Origin of the sequence: Pseudomonas sp. D4-21, from assembly GCF_051132125.1 — a bacterium.
Lineage (GTDB): Bacteria > Pseudomonadota > Gammaproteobacteria > Pseudomonadales > Pseudomonadaceae > Aquipseudomonas.
In genome coordinates this window covers 3,739,484-3,757,587 of record NZ_CP071664.1, presented here as the reverse complement: position 1 = coordinate 3,757,587, position 18,104 = coordinate 3,739,484, and the positions used below count along the sequence as shown (strand labels likewise).

At 61.4% G+C, this 18,104-nt stretch carries 14 protein-coding genes; 8 read left to right on the top strand and 6 right to left on the bottom strand.

Translation table 11 applies throughout. The annotated features are described in order from the left end of the window. The first annotated feature begins 183 nt into the window (after positions 1-183). The 8 genes from ppsA to J3Q04_RS16675 all read left to right on the top strand — a co-directional run bounded on the left by ppsA (position 184) and on the right by J3Q04_RS16675 (position 8,286). The gene (gene ppsA, locus J3Q04_RS16710) at positions 184-2,559 is read left to right on the top strand and encodes a phosphoenolpyruvate synthase (RefSeq protein ID WP_434611545.1); all 2,376 of its coding nucleotides are present in this window, start codon (positions 184-186) and stop codon (positions 2,557-2,559) included. 136 nt (positions 2,560-2,695) lie between these two features. Then, on the top strand, positions 2,696-3,685 hold the full coding sequence (locus J3Q04_RS16705; protein ID WP_434610480.1) for an alpha/beta fold hydrolase: 990 nt from the start codon (positions 2,696-2,698) through the stop codon (positions 3,683-3,685). Between the two features lie 128 nt (positions 3,686-3,813). After that, entirely contained in the window at positions 3,814-4,305 is a 492-nt protein-coding gene (rraA, locus tag J3Q04_RS16700) for a ribonuclease E activity regulator RraA (RefSeq protein WP_420764750.1), read from the top strand. 25 nt (positions 4,306-4,330) lie between these two features. Next, on the top strand, positions 4,331-5,326 hold the full coding sequence (locus tag J3Q04_RS16695; protein ID WP_420764749.1) for a zinc transporter ZntB: 996 nt from the start codon (positions 4,331-4,333) through the stop codon (positions 5,324-5,326). A 63-nt stretch (positions 5,327-5,389) separates the two neighbouring features. Beyond that, the gene (locus tag J3Q04_RS16690) at positions 5,390-5,635 is read left to right on the top strand and encodes a CrfX protein (protein ID WP_420764748.1); all 246 of its coding nucleotides are present in this window, start codon (positions 5,390-5,392) and stop codon (positions 5,633-5,635) included. Between the two features lie 2 nt (positions 5,636-5,637). After that, positions 5,638-6,462, top strand: a complete 825-nt coding sequence (locus tag J3Q04_RS16685) for a mechanosensitive ion channel family protein (protein WP_045155488.1) — start codon at positions 5,638-5,640, stop codon at positions 6,460-6,462. Between the two features lie 91 nt (positions 6,463-6,553). Continuing rightward, positions 6,554-7,144, top strand: a complete 591-nt coding sequence (gene sigX, locus J3Q04_RS16680) for an RNA polymerase sigma factor SigX (RefSeq protein ID WP_420764747.1) — start codon at positions 6,554-6,556, stop codon at positions 7,142-7,144. Positions 7,145-7,251: 107 nt separating this feature from the next. After that, the gene (locus J3Q04_RS16675; protein WP_058542369.1) at positions 7,252-8,286 is read left to right on the top strand and encodes an OmpA family protein; all 1,035 of its coding nucleotides are present in this window, start codon (positions 7,252-7,254) and stop codon (positions 8,284-8,286) included. 185 nt (positions 8,287-8,471) lie between these two features. On the opposite strand, the gene cobA is transcribed toward J3Q04_RS16675, so the two are convergent. The 6 genes from cobA to J3Q04_RS16645 all read right to left on the bottom strand — a co-directional run bounded on the left by cobA (position 8,472) and on the right by J3Q04_RS16645 (position 18,041). Next, positions 8,472-9,227, bottom strand: coding sequence for a uroporphyrinogen-III C-methyltransferase (cobA, locus tag J3Q04_RS16670; protein ID WP_420764746.1), 756 nt, complete (start codon positions 9,225-9,227; stop codon positions 8,472-8,474). A gap of 10 nt (positions 9,228-9,237) precedes the next feature. Next, on the bottom strand, positions 9,238-11,955 hold the full coding sequence (locus J3Q04_RS16665; RefSeq protein ID WP_434610483.1) for a nitrate reductase: 2,718 nt from the start codon (positions 11,953-11,955) through the stop codon (positions 9,238-9,240). After that, complete coding sequence (gene nirD / locus J3Q04_RS16660) at positions 11,952-12,272, bottom strand: nitrite reductase small subunit NirD (protein WP_420764744.1); 321 nt, start codon at positions 12,270-12,272, stop codon at positions 11,952-11,954. Before nirD ends, J3Q04_RS16665 begins: the two co-directional genes overlap by 4 nt. Then, positions 12,269-14,722 carry a nitrite reductase large subunit NirB gene (gene nirB, locus J3Q04_RS16655; protein ID WP_434610485.1) on the bottom strand — a complete coding sequence of 818 codons (2,454 nt, stop codon included), beginning with the start codon at positions 14,720-14,722 and terminating at the stop codon, positions 12,269-12,271. Before nirB ends, nirD begins: the two co-directional genes overlap by 4 nt. A 427-nt stretch (positions 14,723-15,149) precedes the next feature. Continuing rightward, positions 15,150-16,820 (bottom strand): protein kinase domain-containing protein, encoded by a 1,671-nt coding sequence (locus J3Q04_RS16650; protein ID WP_434610487.1) that lies wholly within the window; start codon positions 16,818-16,820, stop codon positions 15,150-15,152. A gap of 9 nt (positions 16,821-16,829) precedes the next feature. Next, positions 16,830-18,041 carry a nitrate/nitrite transporter gene (locus tag J3Q04_RS16645; RefSeq protein WP_025212688.1) on the bottom strand — a complete coding sequence of 404 codons (1,212 nt, stop codon included), beginning with the start codon at positions 18,039-18,041 and terminating at the stop codon, positions 16,830-16,832. Positions 18,042-18,104: the final 63 nt, after the last annotated feature.

The following is an 18,104-nucleotide window of genomic DNA, read 5'->3' as shown; positions in this document are numbered from 1 at the left end:
TGCGCCTTGGGCCTTAAGCTAGTGAGCTAGTCACGATTCTTGGATATGATAGGCGCGATTTGCCGGCCGCCCGTGGCCCGCATTCTCACTTATTTTCCAGGTCCAGGCCATATCGCCGGTGAGCGCTCCCCTGGAGCCGCCGGTACCTTGAGCTTTTCCAACACAGTCAGTGGAGAGATCACCTTGGTAGAGTACGTAGTTTCCCTCGATAAGCTCGGCGTCCATGATGTAGAGCATGTGGGGGGCAAGAACGCATCCCTGGGCGAGATGATCAGTAAGCTCGCGGGCGCCGGAGTATCGGTGCCGGGTGGCTTCGCCACGACCGCCCAGGCTTATCGTGACTTCCTGGAACTGAGCGGCCTGAACCAGCAGATCCACGATGCGCTCGACGCCCTGGACGTCGATGACGTCAATGCCCTGGCCAAGACCGGTGCCCAGATCCGCCAATGGATCATGGAAGCCGAGTTTCCCGAGAAGCTGAACAGCGAAATCCGCACGGCTTTTGCCAAGCTCTCCGAAGGCAACCCCGACATCGCTGTCGCCGTACGCTCCTCGGCCACCGCCGAAGACTTGCCGGACGCCTCGTTCGCCGGCCAGCAGGAGACTTTCCTGAATATCCGTGGCGTGGAAAACGTCATCCGAGCCGCCAAGGAAGTCTTCGCCTCCCTTTTCAACGACCGTGCCATTTCCTACCGCGTGCATCAGGGCTTCGACCACAAACTGGTCGCCCTGTCCGCCGGTGTGCAGCGCATGGTCCGCTCCGAAACCGGCACCGCCGGCGTGATGTTCACCCTCGACACCGAGTCGGGCTTTCGTGACGTCGTGTTCATCACCGGCGCCTATGGCCTGGGTGAAACCGTCGTGCAAGGCGCGGTGAACCCCGATGAATTCTATGTCCACAAGGGCACCCTGGAAGCCGGTCGTCCGGCCATCCTGCGCCGCAACCTGGGCAGCAAGGCCATCAAGATGGTCTATGGCGACGAAGCCAAGGCGGGTCGTTCGGTCAAGACCGTCGATGTCGACAAGGCTGATCGCGCGCGCTTCTGCCTGACCGACGCCGAAGTCAGCGAGCTGGCCAAGCAGGCGATGATCATCGAGAAGCACTACAAGTGCCCGATGGACATCGAGTGGGCCAAGGACGGCGACGACGGCAAGCTGTACATCGTGCAGGCCCGTCCGGAAACCGTGAAGAGCCGCACCCAGGCCAACGTCATGGAGCGCTACCTGCTCAAGGAAACCGGCACCGTGCTGGTGGAAGGCCGCGCAATCGGCCAGCGCATCGGCGCCGGCAAGGTGCGGATCATCAAGGACGTCTCGGAGATGGACAAGGTCCAGGCCGGCGACGTGCTGGTCTCCGACATGACCGACCCGGACTGGGAACCGGTGATGAAGCGCGCCAGCGCCATTGTCACCAACCGCGGTGGACGCACTTGCCACGCGGCGATCATCGCCCGTGAGCTGGGCATTCCGGCCGTGGTCGGTTGCGGCAATGCCACCGAACTGCTCAAGGACGGCCAGGGCGTGACCGTTTCCTGCGCCGAAGGCGACACCGGCTACATCTTCGAAGGCGAGTTGGGCTTCGACATCAAGAAGAACTCCGTGGACGCCATGCCGGAGCTGCCGTTCAAGATCATGATGAACGTCGGCAACCCGGACCGTGCCTTCGACTTCGCGCAGCTGCCGAACGCCGGCGTGGGCCTGGCCCGCCTGGAGTTCATCATCAACCGCATGATCGGCGTGCACCCCAAGGCACTGCTGAACTATGACGGCCTGCCACAGGACATCAAGGACAGCGTCGACAAGCGCATTGCCGGCTACGACGACCCGGTCGGTTTCTACGTCGAGAAGCTCGTGGAAGGCATCAGCACCCTGGCGGCGGCGTTCTGGCCGAAGAAAGTCATCGTGCGGCTGTCGGACTTCAAGTCCAACGAATACGCCAACCTGATCGGTGGCAAACTCTACGAGCCCGAAGAAGAGAACCCGATGCTGGGCTTCCGTGGTGCGTCGCGCTACATCAGCGAATCGTTCCGCGATTGCTTCGAACTCGAATGCCGTGCCCTCAAGCGCGTGCGTAACGAGATGGGCCTGACCAACGTCGAGATCATGGTGCCGTTCGTGCGCACCCTCGGCGAGGCGAGCCAAGTGGTCGACCTGTTGGCGAAAAACGGCCTGGCCCGTGGCCAGAATGGCCTGCGCGTCATCATGATGTGCGAACTGCCGTCCAACGCGATCCTGGCCGAAGAATTCCTCGAGTTCTTCGACGGCTTCTCCATCGGCTCCAACGACCTGACCCAACTGACCTTGGGTCTGGACCGCGATTCGGGGATCATCGCCCACCTGTTTGACGAACGTAACCCGGCGGTCAAGAAGCTGTTGGCCAATGCTATCGCCGCCTGCAACAAGGCCGGCAAGTACATCGGCATCTGCGGCCAGGGCCCTTCGGACCACCCGGACCTGGCCAAGTGGCTGATGGAGCAGGGTATCGAAAGCGTTTCGTTGAACCCGGACTCGGTACTGGAAACCTGGTTCTTCCTGGCTGAGGGGCAGGCTGCGGTCTGATCGAGTGAAGGGGCCTGATCGGTAATGTAAGCCGGGGTAATTCCTTGTGGTATCCGGCGGCCAGTCTTCCGGCCCCTTTTGATTTGAAGTAGGGCGGGCTCCATTTGGAAGCCGCCCTTTTTTGTGCAAGAAGATCATGCAAAGCAGCAGCAACCTATTTCCTGTCGCCCTGATCAGCGCCGAGCGGCGTGGCGATCTGAGCGAAGATGTCTATCGTTTGAAACCCGGTAACAGCCCCGACTACAGCGTCGAGCTGGCCGTCACCCGGCTGGGCATGGCCGATGTCGGCGAAACCCGGGGTGTCCCGGTGATCCTGTTGCACGGCAATTTTTCCAACCGTCGCTTCTGGTATTCGCCCAAGGGGCTGGGGCTGGGGGCGCACCTGGCGCGGTTGGGGTTCGATGTCTGGATTCCCGAAATGCGCGGGCATGGCTTATCCCAACGAAACCAGGGCTACCGCAACAACCGCGTGGCCGACTACGCCCGGTATGACTTGCCGGCCATCGGCGCCTTCGTGCGCGAGCAGAGCGGGCAGGTGCCCCATTGGATCGGTCACTCGCTGGGCGGCATCACCCTGGCAGCGGCCTTGGGCGGCCATTACCTGGGCGCGCCTGCCGTTGCATCGGCGGCATTTTTTGGTACACAGGTCAGCCGTACCTATTGGCCACTGAAAATTCCCCCGGTTGAATGGAGCGGGCGCTTCATCCTCAAGCGTTTCGCCCATTTGTCCGGTTCAAGGCTCAAGCGCGGCCCAGAAGATGAGCCCATCGGCCTGGCCCTGGAGAGCCTGCGCTGGTATGGCCTGTTCGGGCGTTTCGGCGATGCCGAGAAAAACTGGTGGGCGGGCCTGGCCGACGTGCAGGTGCCGGTGCTGGCGGTGAGCGCCGCCGGCGATCAGCAGGATCCTGCCTGGGCATGCCGCAAACTGTTCGAGCAGATCGGTTCCGAGCACAAGCAATTTGTCTGCCTTGGGCGCGAACAAGGCTTCGGCGATGATTTCGGCCACGTCGAAATGCTCGTCAGTAAAGCCGCCCAGGCCGAGGTCTGGCCATTGGTGGCTCGGTGGCTGGAGGATCAGCGCGGACCGTTGCCGGCGGATCAACCCCACCTGGCGGAGGCGGTTTGACGCGAAGGCTCTGAGGTGGGCATTTCGCTCTGGACTGCTTGCGGCTAAGATATGACGCGTTCCGCTGTTCCGGTCACAAACAGCGGTTCACTTCAGCCCGACGTTCCAGCCCATACAGGAGTTGTTCGATGAACCATTACCTCACGCCTGACCTGTGCGATGCCTATCCAGACCTCGTGCAAGTGGTGGAACCGATGTTCAGCAATTTCGGCGGCCGCGATTCCTTTGGTGGCGAGATAGTGACCATCAAGTGTTTCGAAGACAATTCCCTGGTCAAGGAACAGGTCGAGCTCAAGGGGGACGGCAAGGTGCTGGTGGTCGACGGCGGCGGTTCCCTGCGTCGGGCGCTGCTGGGAGACATGCTGGCGGAAAAGGCCGCGAAAAATGGTTGGGAAGGGTTGGTGATCTACGGTTGCATCCGCGACGTCGACGTCATTGCCCAGACCGACCTCGGCGTCCAGGCCCTGGCCAGCCATCCGATGAAGACCGACAAGCGTGGCATCGGCGATCTCAATGTGGCGGTCACCTTTGCTGGCGTGACGTTCCGTCCGGGTGAATATGTCTATGCGGACAATAACGGCGTGATTGTCTCGCCGAGCCCGTTGAAGATGCCTGAATAAAGCGTTGCAGCCATAAGGGATGAGGATGTTCGAGGAAGAAAACGCGCAATGGGGGCTGGTGCATGCCCTGGTGCTGGATGGTAAAGGTGGCGCGCGTTCGATAGCCCGGACCGAACTTGACGATCTGCAGCTGCAGGCCCATGAAAGCCTGTGGCTGCATTGGGACCGCAGTCATCCGCAAACCCATACGTGGCTGCGCAAATCCAGTGGTTTGAGTGAATTCAACTGCGATCTGCTGCTTGAAGAGAACACCCGTCCACGACTGCTGCCGCTGCCCAACGCCGAACTGCTGCTGTTTTTGCGTGGGATCAACCTCAATCCGGGGGCCGAGCCGGAAGACATGGTGTCGGTGCGCATCTTTGCGGCGGCGCAGCGAGTGATTTCCCTGCGGCTGCGCCCTTTGCGCGCCACCGATGAGCTGCTGGCCGAGCTGTCCGAGGGCAAGGGGCCCCGGACAGCTTCGGAACTCATCCTTTATATGGCGCAGTACCTGACCAATAAGGTGCAGGACCTGGTGACGTGCCTGTCGGAAATCGTCGACACCGAGGAAGAAAAGCTCGATACCGACGAACGGTATACGCCTGAGCACGATGCCATTTTGCACATCCGTCGCCGGGCTGCCGGGCTGAAGCGATTCCTGGCGCCGCAACGGGATATTTTCGGCCAGATGTCGCGAATCAAGTTGCCCTGGTTCGTCGAGGACGACGGTGACTACTGGAATGAATTGAACAACAGCCTGACCCGCTATCTCGAAGAGCTGGAACTGACTCGCGAGCGCGTGGGGCTGGTACTGGAGGCCGAGGACCGGCGCCTTTCAGTGCGCATGAACCGCACCATGTACCGCTTCGGCATCATCACTGGGATCTTCCTGCCGATGAGTTTCCTCACGGGGCTGCTGGGCATCAATGTCGGCGGCATTCCGTTTTCCGAGAGCCCCTATGGTTTCCTCGTCGCTTGCCTGCTGATGGTCTGCGTTGCGCTGGGGCAATGGTGGCTGTTTCGCCGTTTGCGTTGGGTGTGATGGGGTTTCATGTGACCCGACGAAATCTGATCGCGTCTTCCACAGACATCACCAGAGGTGCGTATGCACGATCCGTTTGAACAGTCTCTGCGCGACATGCTCAAGGCCTCGCCGTCCAGCCGGGACGACGATGCATGCCTGGGCCGTGTACTCAAAACCGCCAACCGCCAGGTGGGCGCCGGCGATCTGTTCAGCCTGCTGGGCCGTTGGGTGCCAGCGCTGATGATCGCCCTGAACAACGGGTCGGCCCACGTCTCGCCGGTTTCCCGTCGCAAACCTGTTACTCGCACCGCTGATAAGGCTGACTGAATATGGAACTTGATCTCTGGACCCAGAGCCTCGTCACGGCAATGACTGCGTTGTGGACCAAGATAGCTAACTTTATTCCCAATCTCTTCGGCGCCCTGGTGGTGCTGTTGTTGGGTTTTGTCGTGGCCAAGCTGCTGGACACGTTGCTGTCCAAGCTGCTCGCCAAATTGGGCCTCGATCGCCTGATGGGCGGCACCGGCCTGACCAAGCTCTTGTCCCGTGGCGGCATCCAGGTTCCGATCTCGACCTTGGTGGGCAAGATCGTCTATTGGTTCGTGCTGCTTATATTCCTGGTTTCCGCGGCTGAGTCCCTGGGCCTGGAGCGCGTTTCAGCGACCCTGGACATGCTGGCGCTGTATTTGCCGAAGGTGTTCGGCGCTGCCTTGGTGTTGCTGGTGGGCGTGTTGCTGGCGCAACTGGCCAACGGCCTGGTGCGCGGCGCCGCCGAAGGTGTCGGGCTCGATTATGCTTCGGGACTTGGACGGATTGCCCAGGGCCTGGTGATCATCATCAGTATTTCGGTCGCGATCAGCCAGTTGGAGGTCAAGACTGACCTGCTCAACCATGTGATCGTGATTGTCTTGATTACCGTTGGTCTGGCGGTTGCGCTGGCCATGGGGTTGGGAAGCCGGGAAATCGCCGGTCAGATTCTTGCGGGAATCTATGTGCGTGAGCTCTACGAGGTTGGGCAACAAGTGCGTGTTGGAGAGGTCGAAGGCCAGATCGAAGAGATCGGCACAGTGAAGACCACATTGCTGACCGAGGAAGGCGAGCTGGTGTCGCTGTCCAATCGGATTCTGCTGGAACAGCATGTGAGTAGCCGCTAACCCGGCAAATCCTGCTAATGTATGCCGCCGCAAAATGCCTGGTACCGCAGGCTGCGGCGCACATTGACCTAGACTGTCGGCCCGACTTGTTTTGAACAAACCCCAATCGCTATCCACGCGCTACGACCCCCGTGATCTCTCCGATGAGGAGTTGGTCGCGCGCGCGCATTCGGAGCTGTTTCACGTCACACGCGCATACGAAGAGTTGATGCGCCGTTACCAGCGAACATTATTTAACGTTTGTGCAAGATATCTTGGGAACGATCGTGATGCTGATGATGTCTGTCAGGAGGTGATGTTGAAGGTGCTGTACGGCTTGAAGAACTTCGAGGGGAAATCGAAGTTCAAGACGTGGCTATATAGCATCACCTACAACGAATGCATCACACAGTATCGCAAGGAGCGGCGAAAGCGTCGGTTGATGGACGCGTTGAGCCTTGACCCTCTCGAGGAAGCGTCCGAGGAAAAGGCGCCCAAGCCCGAGGAAAAGGGTGGACTCGATCGCTGGCTGGTTTATGTGAACCCGATCGACAGGGAAATTCTGGTGCTACGATTTGTCGCAGAACTGGAATTCCAGGAGATCGCAGACATAATGCACATGGGTCTGAGCGCGACAAAAATGCGTTATAAGCGCGCGCTCGATAAGCTGCGTGAGAAATTTGCGGGCATAGCTGAAACTTAGTTCAGCGCAAATATCTCTTACGTGTAGGCAAGTTCTGATAGACTTGCCGCCGAGTTGTCCCCCGGTTTGCGGGACTGCTTCACAATCACCAGATGGGGATTTAACGGATGAAACTGAAAAACACCTTGGGCTTTGCCATTGGTTCTTTGATTGCTGCCACTTCGTTCGGCGCTCTGGCACAAGGCCAAGGCGCAGTTGAAATCGAAGGCTTCGCCAAGAAAGAAATGTTCGACAGCGCTCGTGATTTCAAGAACAACGGCAACCTGTTCGGCGGTTCGGTTGGTTACTTCCTGACCGACGACGTTGAACTGCGTCTGGCCTACGACGAAGTGCACAACGCACGTACCGACGATGGCACCAACGTCAAGGGCGCGAACACCGCTCTGGACGCTCTGTACCACTTCAACAACCCAGGCGACATGCTGCGTCCTTATGTTTCGGCCGGTTTCTCCGACCAGAGCATCGACCAGAATGGCAGCAACGGTCGTAACCGTTCTACCTTCGCCAACGTTGGTGGCGGCGCCAAGCTGTATTTCACCGACAACTTCTACGCCCGTGCTGGCGTTGAAGCTCAGTACAACATCGACCAGGGCGACACCGAGTGGGCTCCTAGCGTCGGTATCGGTGTGAACTTCGGTGGCGGCTCCAAGCCAGCTGCTGCTCCAGTTCCAGCACCTGCTGAAGTCTGCTCCGACAGCGACAACGATGGCGTGTGCGACAACGTCGACAAGTGCCCTGACACCCCAGCCAACGTAACCGTTGACGCTGATGGCTGCCCAGCTGTTGCTGAAGTCGTACGTGTTGAGCTGGACGTCAAGTTCGACTTCGACAAGTCGGTCGTTAAAGAAAACAGCTACGGCGACATCAAGAACCTGGCTGATTTCATGAAGCAGTACCCATCCACCAGCACCACTGTTGAAGGTCACACTGACTCCGTCGGTCCTGACGCTTACAACCAGAAACTGTCTGAGCGTCGTGCAAACGCCGTTAAGCAAGTTCTGACCAACCAGTACGGTGTTGAATCGTCCCGCGTTCAGTCTGTTGGCTACGGCGAATCCCGCCCAGTTGCCGACAACGCCACTGAAGCTGGTCGTGCAGTCAACCGTCGCGTAGAAGCGCAGGTTGAAGCTCAAGCTAAGTAATTAGCCCACAGCACTAGAAAAACCCGGCTTAGGCCGGGTTTTTCTTTGTCTGGGATTTAATGGGACGGCTTGTGCAGGACCTGTGGGAGCGAGCCTGCTCGCGATGGCAGTGTGTCAGTCCATGTATGTGCGACTTAACCACCGCCATCGCGAGCAAGCTCGCTCACACAGGTTTGGTTTGTCTGTTAGAGGGCGCAAACCTGGGCCCAGGCAGGCGGGGAGGTGGCAAGCTCAGCGGCAGCCGCCACCGCACCAATCACCAGGATCGCCGGACTCTTGAGTTGAAACGCGCTGGCGTCGGTTTCCATCGATGCCAGGTCGCTGCGGCAGTCGCGCTGGTGGGGCAGGGAGGCGTTTTCAATCATGGCGACCGGTGTATTCGCCGCCATACCGCCCGCCAGCAATTGCTCACGGATCTCGCTCAGTTTCGCCACCCCCATATACACCACAAGGGTCGTCCCGCCCTGGGCCAGGGCTTGCCAGTTCAGGCTGCTGCCGTCCTGGGTATGGGCAGTGACCAGCGTCACGCCACGGGCAACGCCGCGTAAGGTCAGTGGAATATCGCATTGGGTGGCTCCGGCAAGACCCGCCGTGATGCCATTGACCAGTTCCACCTCGACCCCGTGTTCGCGCAGCCACTGCGCTTCTTCGCCGCCCCGGCCGAAAACGCACGGGTCGCCGCCCTTGAGGCGTACCACGCATTTGCCTTGGCGGGCATAACGCAGCATCAGTCGATGAATGAACGCTTGTGGCGTGGAGCGGCAACCGCCGCGCTTGCCCACGGCGATGATGCGTGCGCCCGGACAATGTTCCAGCACTGCCTCGTTGACCAGGTCATCGATCAACACGACGTCGGCTTCGCCCATGGCGCGCACGGCTTTGAGGGTCAGCAATTCAGGGTCGCCAGGACCCGCACCTACCAGCCAGACTTTTGCGTTCATAGTGTTTTCCTCACGAGATAGCCGCCAGCGGTTGCGCGTTGGCAACCAGCAGGCGTTTGATTTCCGGTACGCAGGAACCGCACTGTGTGCCGCAACCCAGTTCGTTTTTCAGGCCCTGCAAATCCAGGCCGCGCTCGATACCCGCGCAAACCGCGCGCTGGCTGACATTCATGCAATTGCACAGGGTTTTCCCGCCGCCCATGGCGGCACCGGTGTTGCCCGGTGGCGCGCTCAAGGGGGCCAGCAGCCAGCGCCGCAGTTGCTCGTCGGCGCGACCTTCGAGCCACAGGTTCTGCAGCCAATGGCGAGCCAGGGTTTCTCCGGCCAGCCGAATGGCCGTGATGCGGCCGTTTTCGATCCGCACCCGCTTGCCAATGGAGCGGCGCGGATCGTCATAGGCCAAGACGGGCCCGTCGATAAGGCCGAGTTGCTCGTCGATCGCCTGGAGCAGCTGCGGTTCGGGCGCAGCAGCGCTGGCGGCGCGAATCAGCAATGCGGGACGTTCACGTCCGGTAAGGCTAAGGCTGACATAGGCAAACGCCTCACACAGAGGACGCAAAGTCTCCAGATGCTGTTGAACATCGCCTTCGACCAAGGCGAAAAGCTGCCATGGCAGGTTCACCGGTTCCAGGCGCACGCCGCTGTGCTTGAGCTCCGGCTGCTTCGACAAAGGGTCGAACGCCGGTTGAGTCAGGACGTTGACCCCGCCCTTGAGAAACCGGTCGCCCCAGTGCATGGGCAGGAATGCCTGTCCGGGGCGCACGCTTTCGTCGCTGTCCACCGCCACGATCAGGCTGCCGCGACGGCTTTTGAGGCTGACCAGGTCGCCCGCTTGCAGGCGATGGCGAAGCAGCTCGTCGGGATGCAGGCTGAGCACCGCTTCGTTGACATGGCCAAACAATTGCGCGGCGGTGCCGGTGCGGCTCATGCCGTGCCACTGGTCACGCAAGCGGCCGGTGTTCAGGGTCAACGGATAGCGCGCGTCACGCAATTCCTTGGCGGCGCGATAGGGGTCGGCTACAAACCGAGCCCGGCCGCTTTCCGTAGGAAACACGCCGTCTACGTATAAACGGGCGGTGCCGACCGTAGCGCCTTCGCGGAAAGGCCATTGCTGGGGGCCAAGCTGATCGATCAGCGCGTGGCTGATACCGGACAGGTCCAGGTCGCGACCACGGGTCAGCTGCTTGTATTCATCGAACAGTTGCGCCGGTGTTTCGAAGCCGAACAGGCTTGAGGAGGTAGGGCGCAGACGTTTTTCCAGGCGTTGTGCGAAATCCACAGTAATGGCCCAGTCCGGACGTGCTTCACCCGGTGCGTTTATTGCCCGGCGAACGTGTGAAATGCGCCGCTCGGAGTTGGTGACCGAGCCTTCTTTCTCACCCCAACTGGCCGCTGGCAGCAGCAGGTCGGCGAAGGTGGCGGTCTCGGTGGTGCGGAAAGCCTCCTGCAATACCACGAATGGGCAGGCTTGCAGGGCTTCGCGTATGGCGGCCTGGTCAGGCATTGATTGGGCCGGGTTGGTGCAGGCGATCCACAGCGCCTTGATCTTGCCGTTGCGCACCTGCTCGAACAACTCGATGGCGCTGAGGCCGGGGGTTGCCGGCAATTGTTCGACGCCCCAGTAATCGGCTACTTCAGCGCGATGTTCCGGGTTGGCTACTTCGCGATGACCGGGCAGCAGGTTGGACAGACTGCCCGTTTCGCGGCCGCCCATGGCGTTGGGCTGGCCGGTCAAGGAAAACGGGCCCGCGCCCGGACGGCCGATCTGTCCGGTGGCCAGGTGCAGGTTGATCAGTGCGCTGTTTTTGGCGCTGCCGGCGGTGGACTGGTTCAGGCCCATGCACCACAACGACAGGAAACTGGGAGAGGTGCCGACCCATTCGGCGCATTGGTGCAGTTGCTCGACACTGATACCGCACAGCTGGGCGACCATGGCGGGCGTGTAGTCGCGTACCAGGTTCTTCAGGTCCGCGAGGCCTTCGGTGTGTGCCTTGATGAAACTGCGATCAATCCAGTCTTCCCACAACAGCAGGTGCAAAATCCCATGGAACAATGCGACGTCGGTGCCCGGCAGGATCGCCAGGTGCAGGTCCGCCAGGTCGCAGGTGTCGGTGCGCCGGGGGTCGATGACGATGATTTTCATCTCTGGCCGGCGGGATTTGGCTTCTTCGAGGCGACGAAACAGGATCGGGTGGGCGTAGGCCATGTTACTGCCGACGATCATCACGCAGTCGCTCAGTTCCAGGTCCTCGTAGCTGCAAGGTGGGGCGTCGGCGCCGAGGCTTCGCTTGTAGCCCACCACGGCGGAGGACATGCACAGCCGCGAGTTGCTGTCGATATTGTTGGTGCCCACCAGAGCCCGGGCGAGTTTGTTGAAGGCGTAGTAATCCTCGGTGAGCAATTGACCGGAGATGTAGAAGGCCACGCTGTCCGGGCCGTGCTCGGCGATGGTCTCGGCGAAAATACTGGCAGCATGATCCAGCGCACTGTCCCAGTCGGTGCGGGCCCGGGCCAGGCCTTTGCCCAGGCGCAGCTCGGGGTAGAGCGCGCGGGCGGCGAGGTCGCCGGTCAGGTGCAGCGTCGAGCCCTTGCTGCACAGTTTGCCGAAGTTGGCCGGATGGGCAGGATCGCCACTGACGCCGAGGATCCGCTCGCCGTCATGCTCGATCAACACGCCGCAACCGACCCCGCAATAACAGCAGGTCGAGGCTGTGGTCTGGCGGCTCATGAGCTTGCTTCCCGCAGGGCCAGCATGACCCGGCCGTTCTCTACCCGGGCCGCATGGTGGTGGGCGCAACCCACGTCCGGGGCTTGGGCCAGGCCGGTTTCCAGGTCGATCTGCCAGTTGTGCAGCGGGCAGGCCACGCGCTTGCCGTAGATCAGGCCTTGGGACAATGGGCCGCCCTTGTGCGGGCAGCGGTCGTCGAGTGCGAAAACTTCATCGTCGCTGGTACGAAAAATCGCGATATCGCCCTTCGGCCCCTGGATGATGCGTGAGCCCAGGGCGTTGATTTCGTCCAACGCGCAGATATCCAGCCAGTTCATGCCGGCACCTCCAGGTTTTTCACGGGGATGGCCTCGAACTCTTTTTTCAGTTGAGGCTGTTCCAGCCGCTGTTTCCAAGGGTCCTGTTCCAGGGACAGGGAAAACTTCAGACGTTCGTTGAGGGCCTTGCGCCGCTCCGGGTCTTCCAATACCGCTTTCTTGATGTGCTCCATGCCGACCCGCTGCATGTAGTGCACGGTGCGTTCGAGGTAGAAGGCTTCCTCGCGGTACAGCTGAAGAAAAGCACCGTTGTATTCGCGTACTTCTTCGGCGGTCTTGAGCTTGACGAAAAACTCGGCGACCTCGGTCTTGATCCCGCCGTTGCCGCCGATGTACATCTCCCAGCCGGAATCGACGCCGATAATGCCTACGTCCTTGATGCCTGCTTCCGAGCAGTTGCGAGGGCAACCGGAGACAGCCAGCTTCACTTTGTGCGGCGACCACATATTGAACAAGTCATGTTCCAGCTCGATGCCAAGCTGGGTGGAGTTCTGCGTGCCGAAGCGGCAGAACTCACTGCCCACGCAGGTCTTCACCGTGCGGATGGATTTGCCGTAGGCATGGCCGGACGGCATATCGAGGTCTTTCCACACGCCGGGCAGGTCTTGCTTCTTGATGCCCAGCAAGTCGATGCGCTGACCGCCAGTGACCTTGACCATGGGCACGTTGTACTTGTCGGCGACATCGGCAATGCGCCGCAGCTCGGACGGGTTGGTCACGCCGCCCCACATCCGCGGCACTACGGAGTAGGTACCGTCTTTCTGGATATTGGCGTGGGCGCGTTCGTTGATCAGGCGCGACTGCGGATCGTCCTGGGCTTCGCCGGGCCAGGTGGAAATCAGGTAATAGTTCAGCGCAGGTCGGCAGGTGGCGCAGCCGTTCGGGGTGCGCCAGTTCAGGTAGCTCATGGTTCCGGCGATGGTCAGCAGATGCTGGTCGCGGATCGCCTGGCGAATCTGGCCGTGGTTGAGGTCGCTGCAGCCGCAGATGGCTTTCTCGCTTTTCGGCTTGACGTCCGCCGCGCCGCCCACGGTGTTGATCAGGATCTGCTCCACCAGGCCGGCGCAGGAGCCGCAGGAACTGGCGGCCTTGGTGTGTTTCTTCACGTCATCGACGCTGAACAGCCCGTGTTCCTGGATCGCCTTGACGATGGTGCCCTTGCACACGCCGTTGCAGCCGCAGACTTCGGCAGTGTCGGCCATGCTCATGGCTTTGTCCTGGCCCTGATGGCCTACATCGCCAAGTGCGTTTTCGCCGAACATGAGGTGGTCGCGGATCTCGCTGATGGCGTGATTCTCACGGATCTGGCGGAAATACCAGCCGCCATCCGCCGTATCGCCGTACAGACAGGCACCGACCAGCACGTCATCCTTGATCACCAGCTTTTTGTAGACGCCGCCGATCGGGTCGGAAAGGGTGATGGTCTCGGTGCCTTCGCCGCCCATGAAGTCGCCGGCGGAGAACAGGTCGATGCCGGTGACTTTCAGCTTGGTCGACGTGACTGACCCCTTGTAAGTGGCGAAACCCAGTTGCGCGAGGTGGTTGGCGCAGACTTTTGCCTGTTCGAACAACGGCGCCACCAGGCCATAAGCGGTGCCACGGTGGCTGGCGCATTCGCCGATGGCGTAAACGCGTGGGTCGTAGGTCTGCATCGTGTCGTTGACCAGGATCCCGCGGTTGCACGGGATGCCGGATTTTTCAGCCAGCTCGGTGTTGGGACGGATGCCAGCGGCCATTACCACCAGGTCGGCGGGAATGACGTCGCCGTTCTTGAACTGTACCGAGCCGACACGGCCATTGCCGGCGTCATGCAGGGCCTGGGTCTGTTCGCTGAGACGGAATTTCAGGCCACGGCTTTCCAGGGCGGTTTGCAGCAGTTGGCCGCTGGTCTTGTCCAATTGCCGTTCCAGCAGCCATTCGCCGATGTGCACGACGGTCACGTCCATGCCGCGCAGCTTCAGGCCGTTGGCGGCTTCCAGGCCCAGCAGGCCGCCACCGATCACCACAGCGTGTTTATGGGTCTTGGCGGTGTCGATCATCGCCTGGGTGTCGGCGATGTCGCGGTAGCCGATCACGCCATTGAGGGTGTTGCCGGGGATCGGCAGGATGAACGGCGTGGAACCGGTGGCGATGAGCAAGCGGTCGTAGTCGGCTTCGCTGCCGTCTTCGGCGATGACCCGGCGCTTGACCCGGTCGATCTCTACTACCTTGCGGTTGAGCAACAGCTTGATGTTGTTTTCCTGATACCAGTTCAGGTCGTTGAGCACGATTTCTTCGAACGTCTGTTCCCCGGCGAGCACGGGTGAGAGCAGGATGCGGTTGTAGTTGGCGTGGGGCTCGGCGCCGAACACAGTGATGTCGTAGAGCTCATTGCTCAACTTGAGCAGTTCCTCGAGGGTTCGAACCCCGGCCATGCCGTTGCCGATCATTACCAGTTTGAGTTTTTTCATCAGGGTTCTCCGCAAGCTCAGGCCTGTTTCATCACGGCGGTCAGGCTGGCTCGACAATTTTTCGAAAACAAAAAAAGGCGTCCCGCTAGCACAGCTAGCGAGGACGCCTTTGTCCTGGTCCCGTTCTCTCGGGAAGCACCGCCTTCATCGTTGAAGCGTTGCTTTATGTATGGTGAGAGAGGTTATGCAGTGGTTGTGCCAAGTGCTTCGGGAACGCGGATTTGTTGGGTGATCGGCGGGTCGGGTGAAACCGAGGGGAATTTATTGCACCGAATCAAAGCGTGTTGCTCGCTAATGGAGCGTGGGGCCGATAGCTTTGTAGTGGTAGACAGGCCGCCATCGCGAGCAAGCTCGCTCCCACAGGTTTTGTTTCCACTGAGGATCCAGTGTGGGAGCGAGCTTGCTCGCGATGGGGGGCGACCGGATTTCAGCTGTTAAACACCAGGAACAGCAGCACCACATTCACCACCAACGACACCAGCGCCAACGTCCGCCAGACCTTCAGCGGCTCCCTCTCGAGCAAAGGTCTGGGCCTTACGCTCATGCTGCGCCGCTCGCCCTGTTCCAGAACCAACAGCCATTCCTCGGCTGTTTCAAAGCGCTGCGCGGGGTCTGCCGCCACGGCCCGTTCCAGGCTTTGTCCAAGCCATTCGGCAAGGTCCGGTCGATAGCGGCTGGCGTTGATCGGCACGCCAAAACGCGGGCGCTGGAAGGCTTCGATTTCGCCGTAGGGATAGTGCCCCGTCAACAGGAAATACAAGGTCACGCCGACCGCATACAAATCCTGTTGCGCCGTAGGGGCGTTGCCGCCGAAGGCTTCCGGGGCAATGTAGCTGGGCGTTCCGGGCAGCACGTTGGCCTGGTCCTCGGACAGGCCGGGGCAGTACGCGAGGCCAAAATCCAGCAGGCGCAATTCGCCATCGTCTCCCAGGTGCAGGTTTTCCGGCTTGATGTCGCGGTGGTAGATCTGCCTTCGATGCAGCAGACCCACCGCTCGCACCAACCGCTGCGCCAGGTCTTGCCATTGGGCCAGCGACAGCGGACCGCCCTGGTTGAACAGCTCGGCCAGGGTCGCGCCCGGGTATTCGCGCATCACGTAGTACAGATGCTGGCGCTGAGGCACGCCATGCACCTCCGGAAATTGCCTGCCCGCGACCCGCTTGAGAAACCATTCTTCCGATAGCAGCGCCTGGCCGGCCCGGGTGTCGTCCCGTAACTGCCCGGGCAAGGTTTTCAGCAGCCAGGGTTGGCCCTGGCCATCGCGTACCCGGTAGAGCAACGACTGCTGGCTCTGGCCGAGCGCGCCTTCGATCTGCCAGCCCTCGAACACTTGGCCCGACTTCAGCGCAGGTGGCAGGGGCCACTGCTGCAATTGGATCAACGCGTCGCCGATGCTCGCTTCGCCCACCGCATCGACCCGCACCAGCAGCGCGCTGGCGTTGTCCTGGCTACCGGCCAGATGCGCGGCGTTGACCAGCGTCTGCGCGGCGAGATTGAGGTCCGGCTGGTCGCGCAGGATGCCGGCGATGGCCGTGTCCCCGAGTACCGCCCAGACACCGTCGCTGAGCAGCACGAAGGTTTCGTCTTCGTGTAGCTCCCCGTCCAGGAAATCGAGGATCAGGTGCTGATCCAACCCCAGGGCGCGCTTGAGCACATGCTGCATGCCCTGTTGTTCCCAGACATGGTCTTCGCTGACCCGTTGCAGGTTGTCGGCGTGCCAGCGGTAGACCCGGCAATCGCCGACATGGGCGAGGGTGAAGCGCCGGCCCCGCAGCACCAGGGCACTGACGGTGGTGAGCAGCGGCTGCCCGCCACCGTTGGCCTGCAGCCAGCGGTTCTGCGCCGACAGCAGCCGGTCCAGTGCCTGGGCCACGCCCCAGGTTTGCGGCGTGGCGTAGTAGTCCAGCGCCAGTGCCTGCAAAGTAGAGCGCGCCGCCAACCCGCCATCGGCGCATTGGCTCACACCGTCGGCGATGGCGAACAGGTAACCCTTGCTGGCGGCCAAGGCCGGGGCAGGGGTCACCAGGCGCAGGGCGTCCTGGTTCTCCTCCCGTGGGCCGATGGCACTGGCTTCGGCAAAACTCAATTGCAGGCTCATGATGGGCGGTCAGACCCGAGCAGCGGTGACGGCGGCCGAACCCCAAGTAGTTCTCCAGCGACGCTTGACGCCGTGCAGGCCGAACCAGGCCAGGACACCAAGGCTGGCGAACAACCACAACGCCAACTGGTAGCTGCCGGTGCTCTGCTTGATCGCGCCCATGCCCGCCGCGAGGGCGAAGCCGCCGATGCCGCCGGCCATGCCGATCAGCCCGGTCATCACGCCGATTTCCCGACGGAAACGTTGTGGCACCAGTTGGAACACCGCGCCGTTGCCCGCACCCAGGCCAAGCATGGTGCAGACGAACAAAGCCAATGCCGCGTAGGAACTTGGCAGGTTGAACCCCACCGCGGCGATGCAGACGGCCGCGACGGTGTACATGCCGAGCAAGGTGCGGATGCCGCCGAAACGGTCCGCCAGGGCGCCGCCCAATGGGCGCATGAGGCTGCCACCAAAGACGCAGGCGGCGGTGTAGTAGCCGGCCGTGACCGGGCTCAGGCCATATTGGTCATTGAAGTAGCCGGGCAGGGCGCTGGCCAGGCCGATGAAGCCGCCGAAGGTCACGCTATAGAAAAACATGAACCACCAGCTGTCCCGGTCGCCCAGGGCCTTGAGGTAGTCGGCCATGGATTTGGCCTTGGGGCGCTCAGGGGCGTTCTTGGCCAGCCAGGCGAAGAGGACCAGGGTCAGCACCAGCGGGATCAGCGCGAAGCCGAACACGTTGGTCCAGCCGAAGGCCACGGCCATGACCGGTGCGATCAATGCGGCGAGCACGGTGCCCGAGTTGCCAGCCCCGGCGATGCCCATGGCCTTGCCCTGGTGCTGCGGCGGATACCACTGGGAGGCCAGCGGCAGGGCCACGGCGAACGAAGCGCCGGCCACACCGAGGAACAGGCCTAGCAGCAGCGCTTGCTCGTAGCTGTGGATGCCCAGTTTCCAGGCGCAGAACAGCGCACCAATGACGATCACCTGACCGACCATGCCGGCGGTCTTCGGCGAAATCCGGTCGGCCAGCAGGCCCATGAACAGGCGCAGTACGGCACCGGCGAGGATCGGGGTGGCGACCATCAGGCCGCGCTGTTGCGTGGTCAGGTGCAGGTCGGCAGAGATCTGCACCGCCAACGGGCCAAGCAGGTACCAGACCATGAAGCTCAGGTCGAAATAGAGGAAGGCCGCGAACAATGTCGGGGTGTGGCCGGATTTCCAGAAGCTTGAATTCATCGCGCACCTCAGCTGTAAAAGTCTCGAGAAATGAGTCAGTGCTTTGAGCAGTGCGCCGCCTGT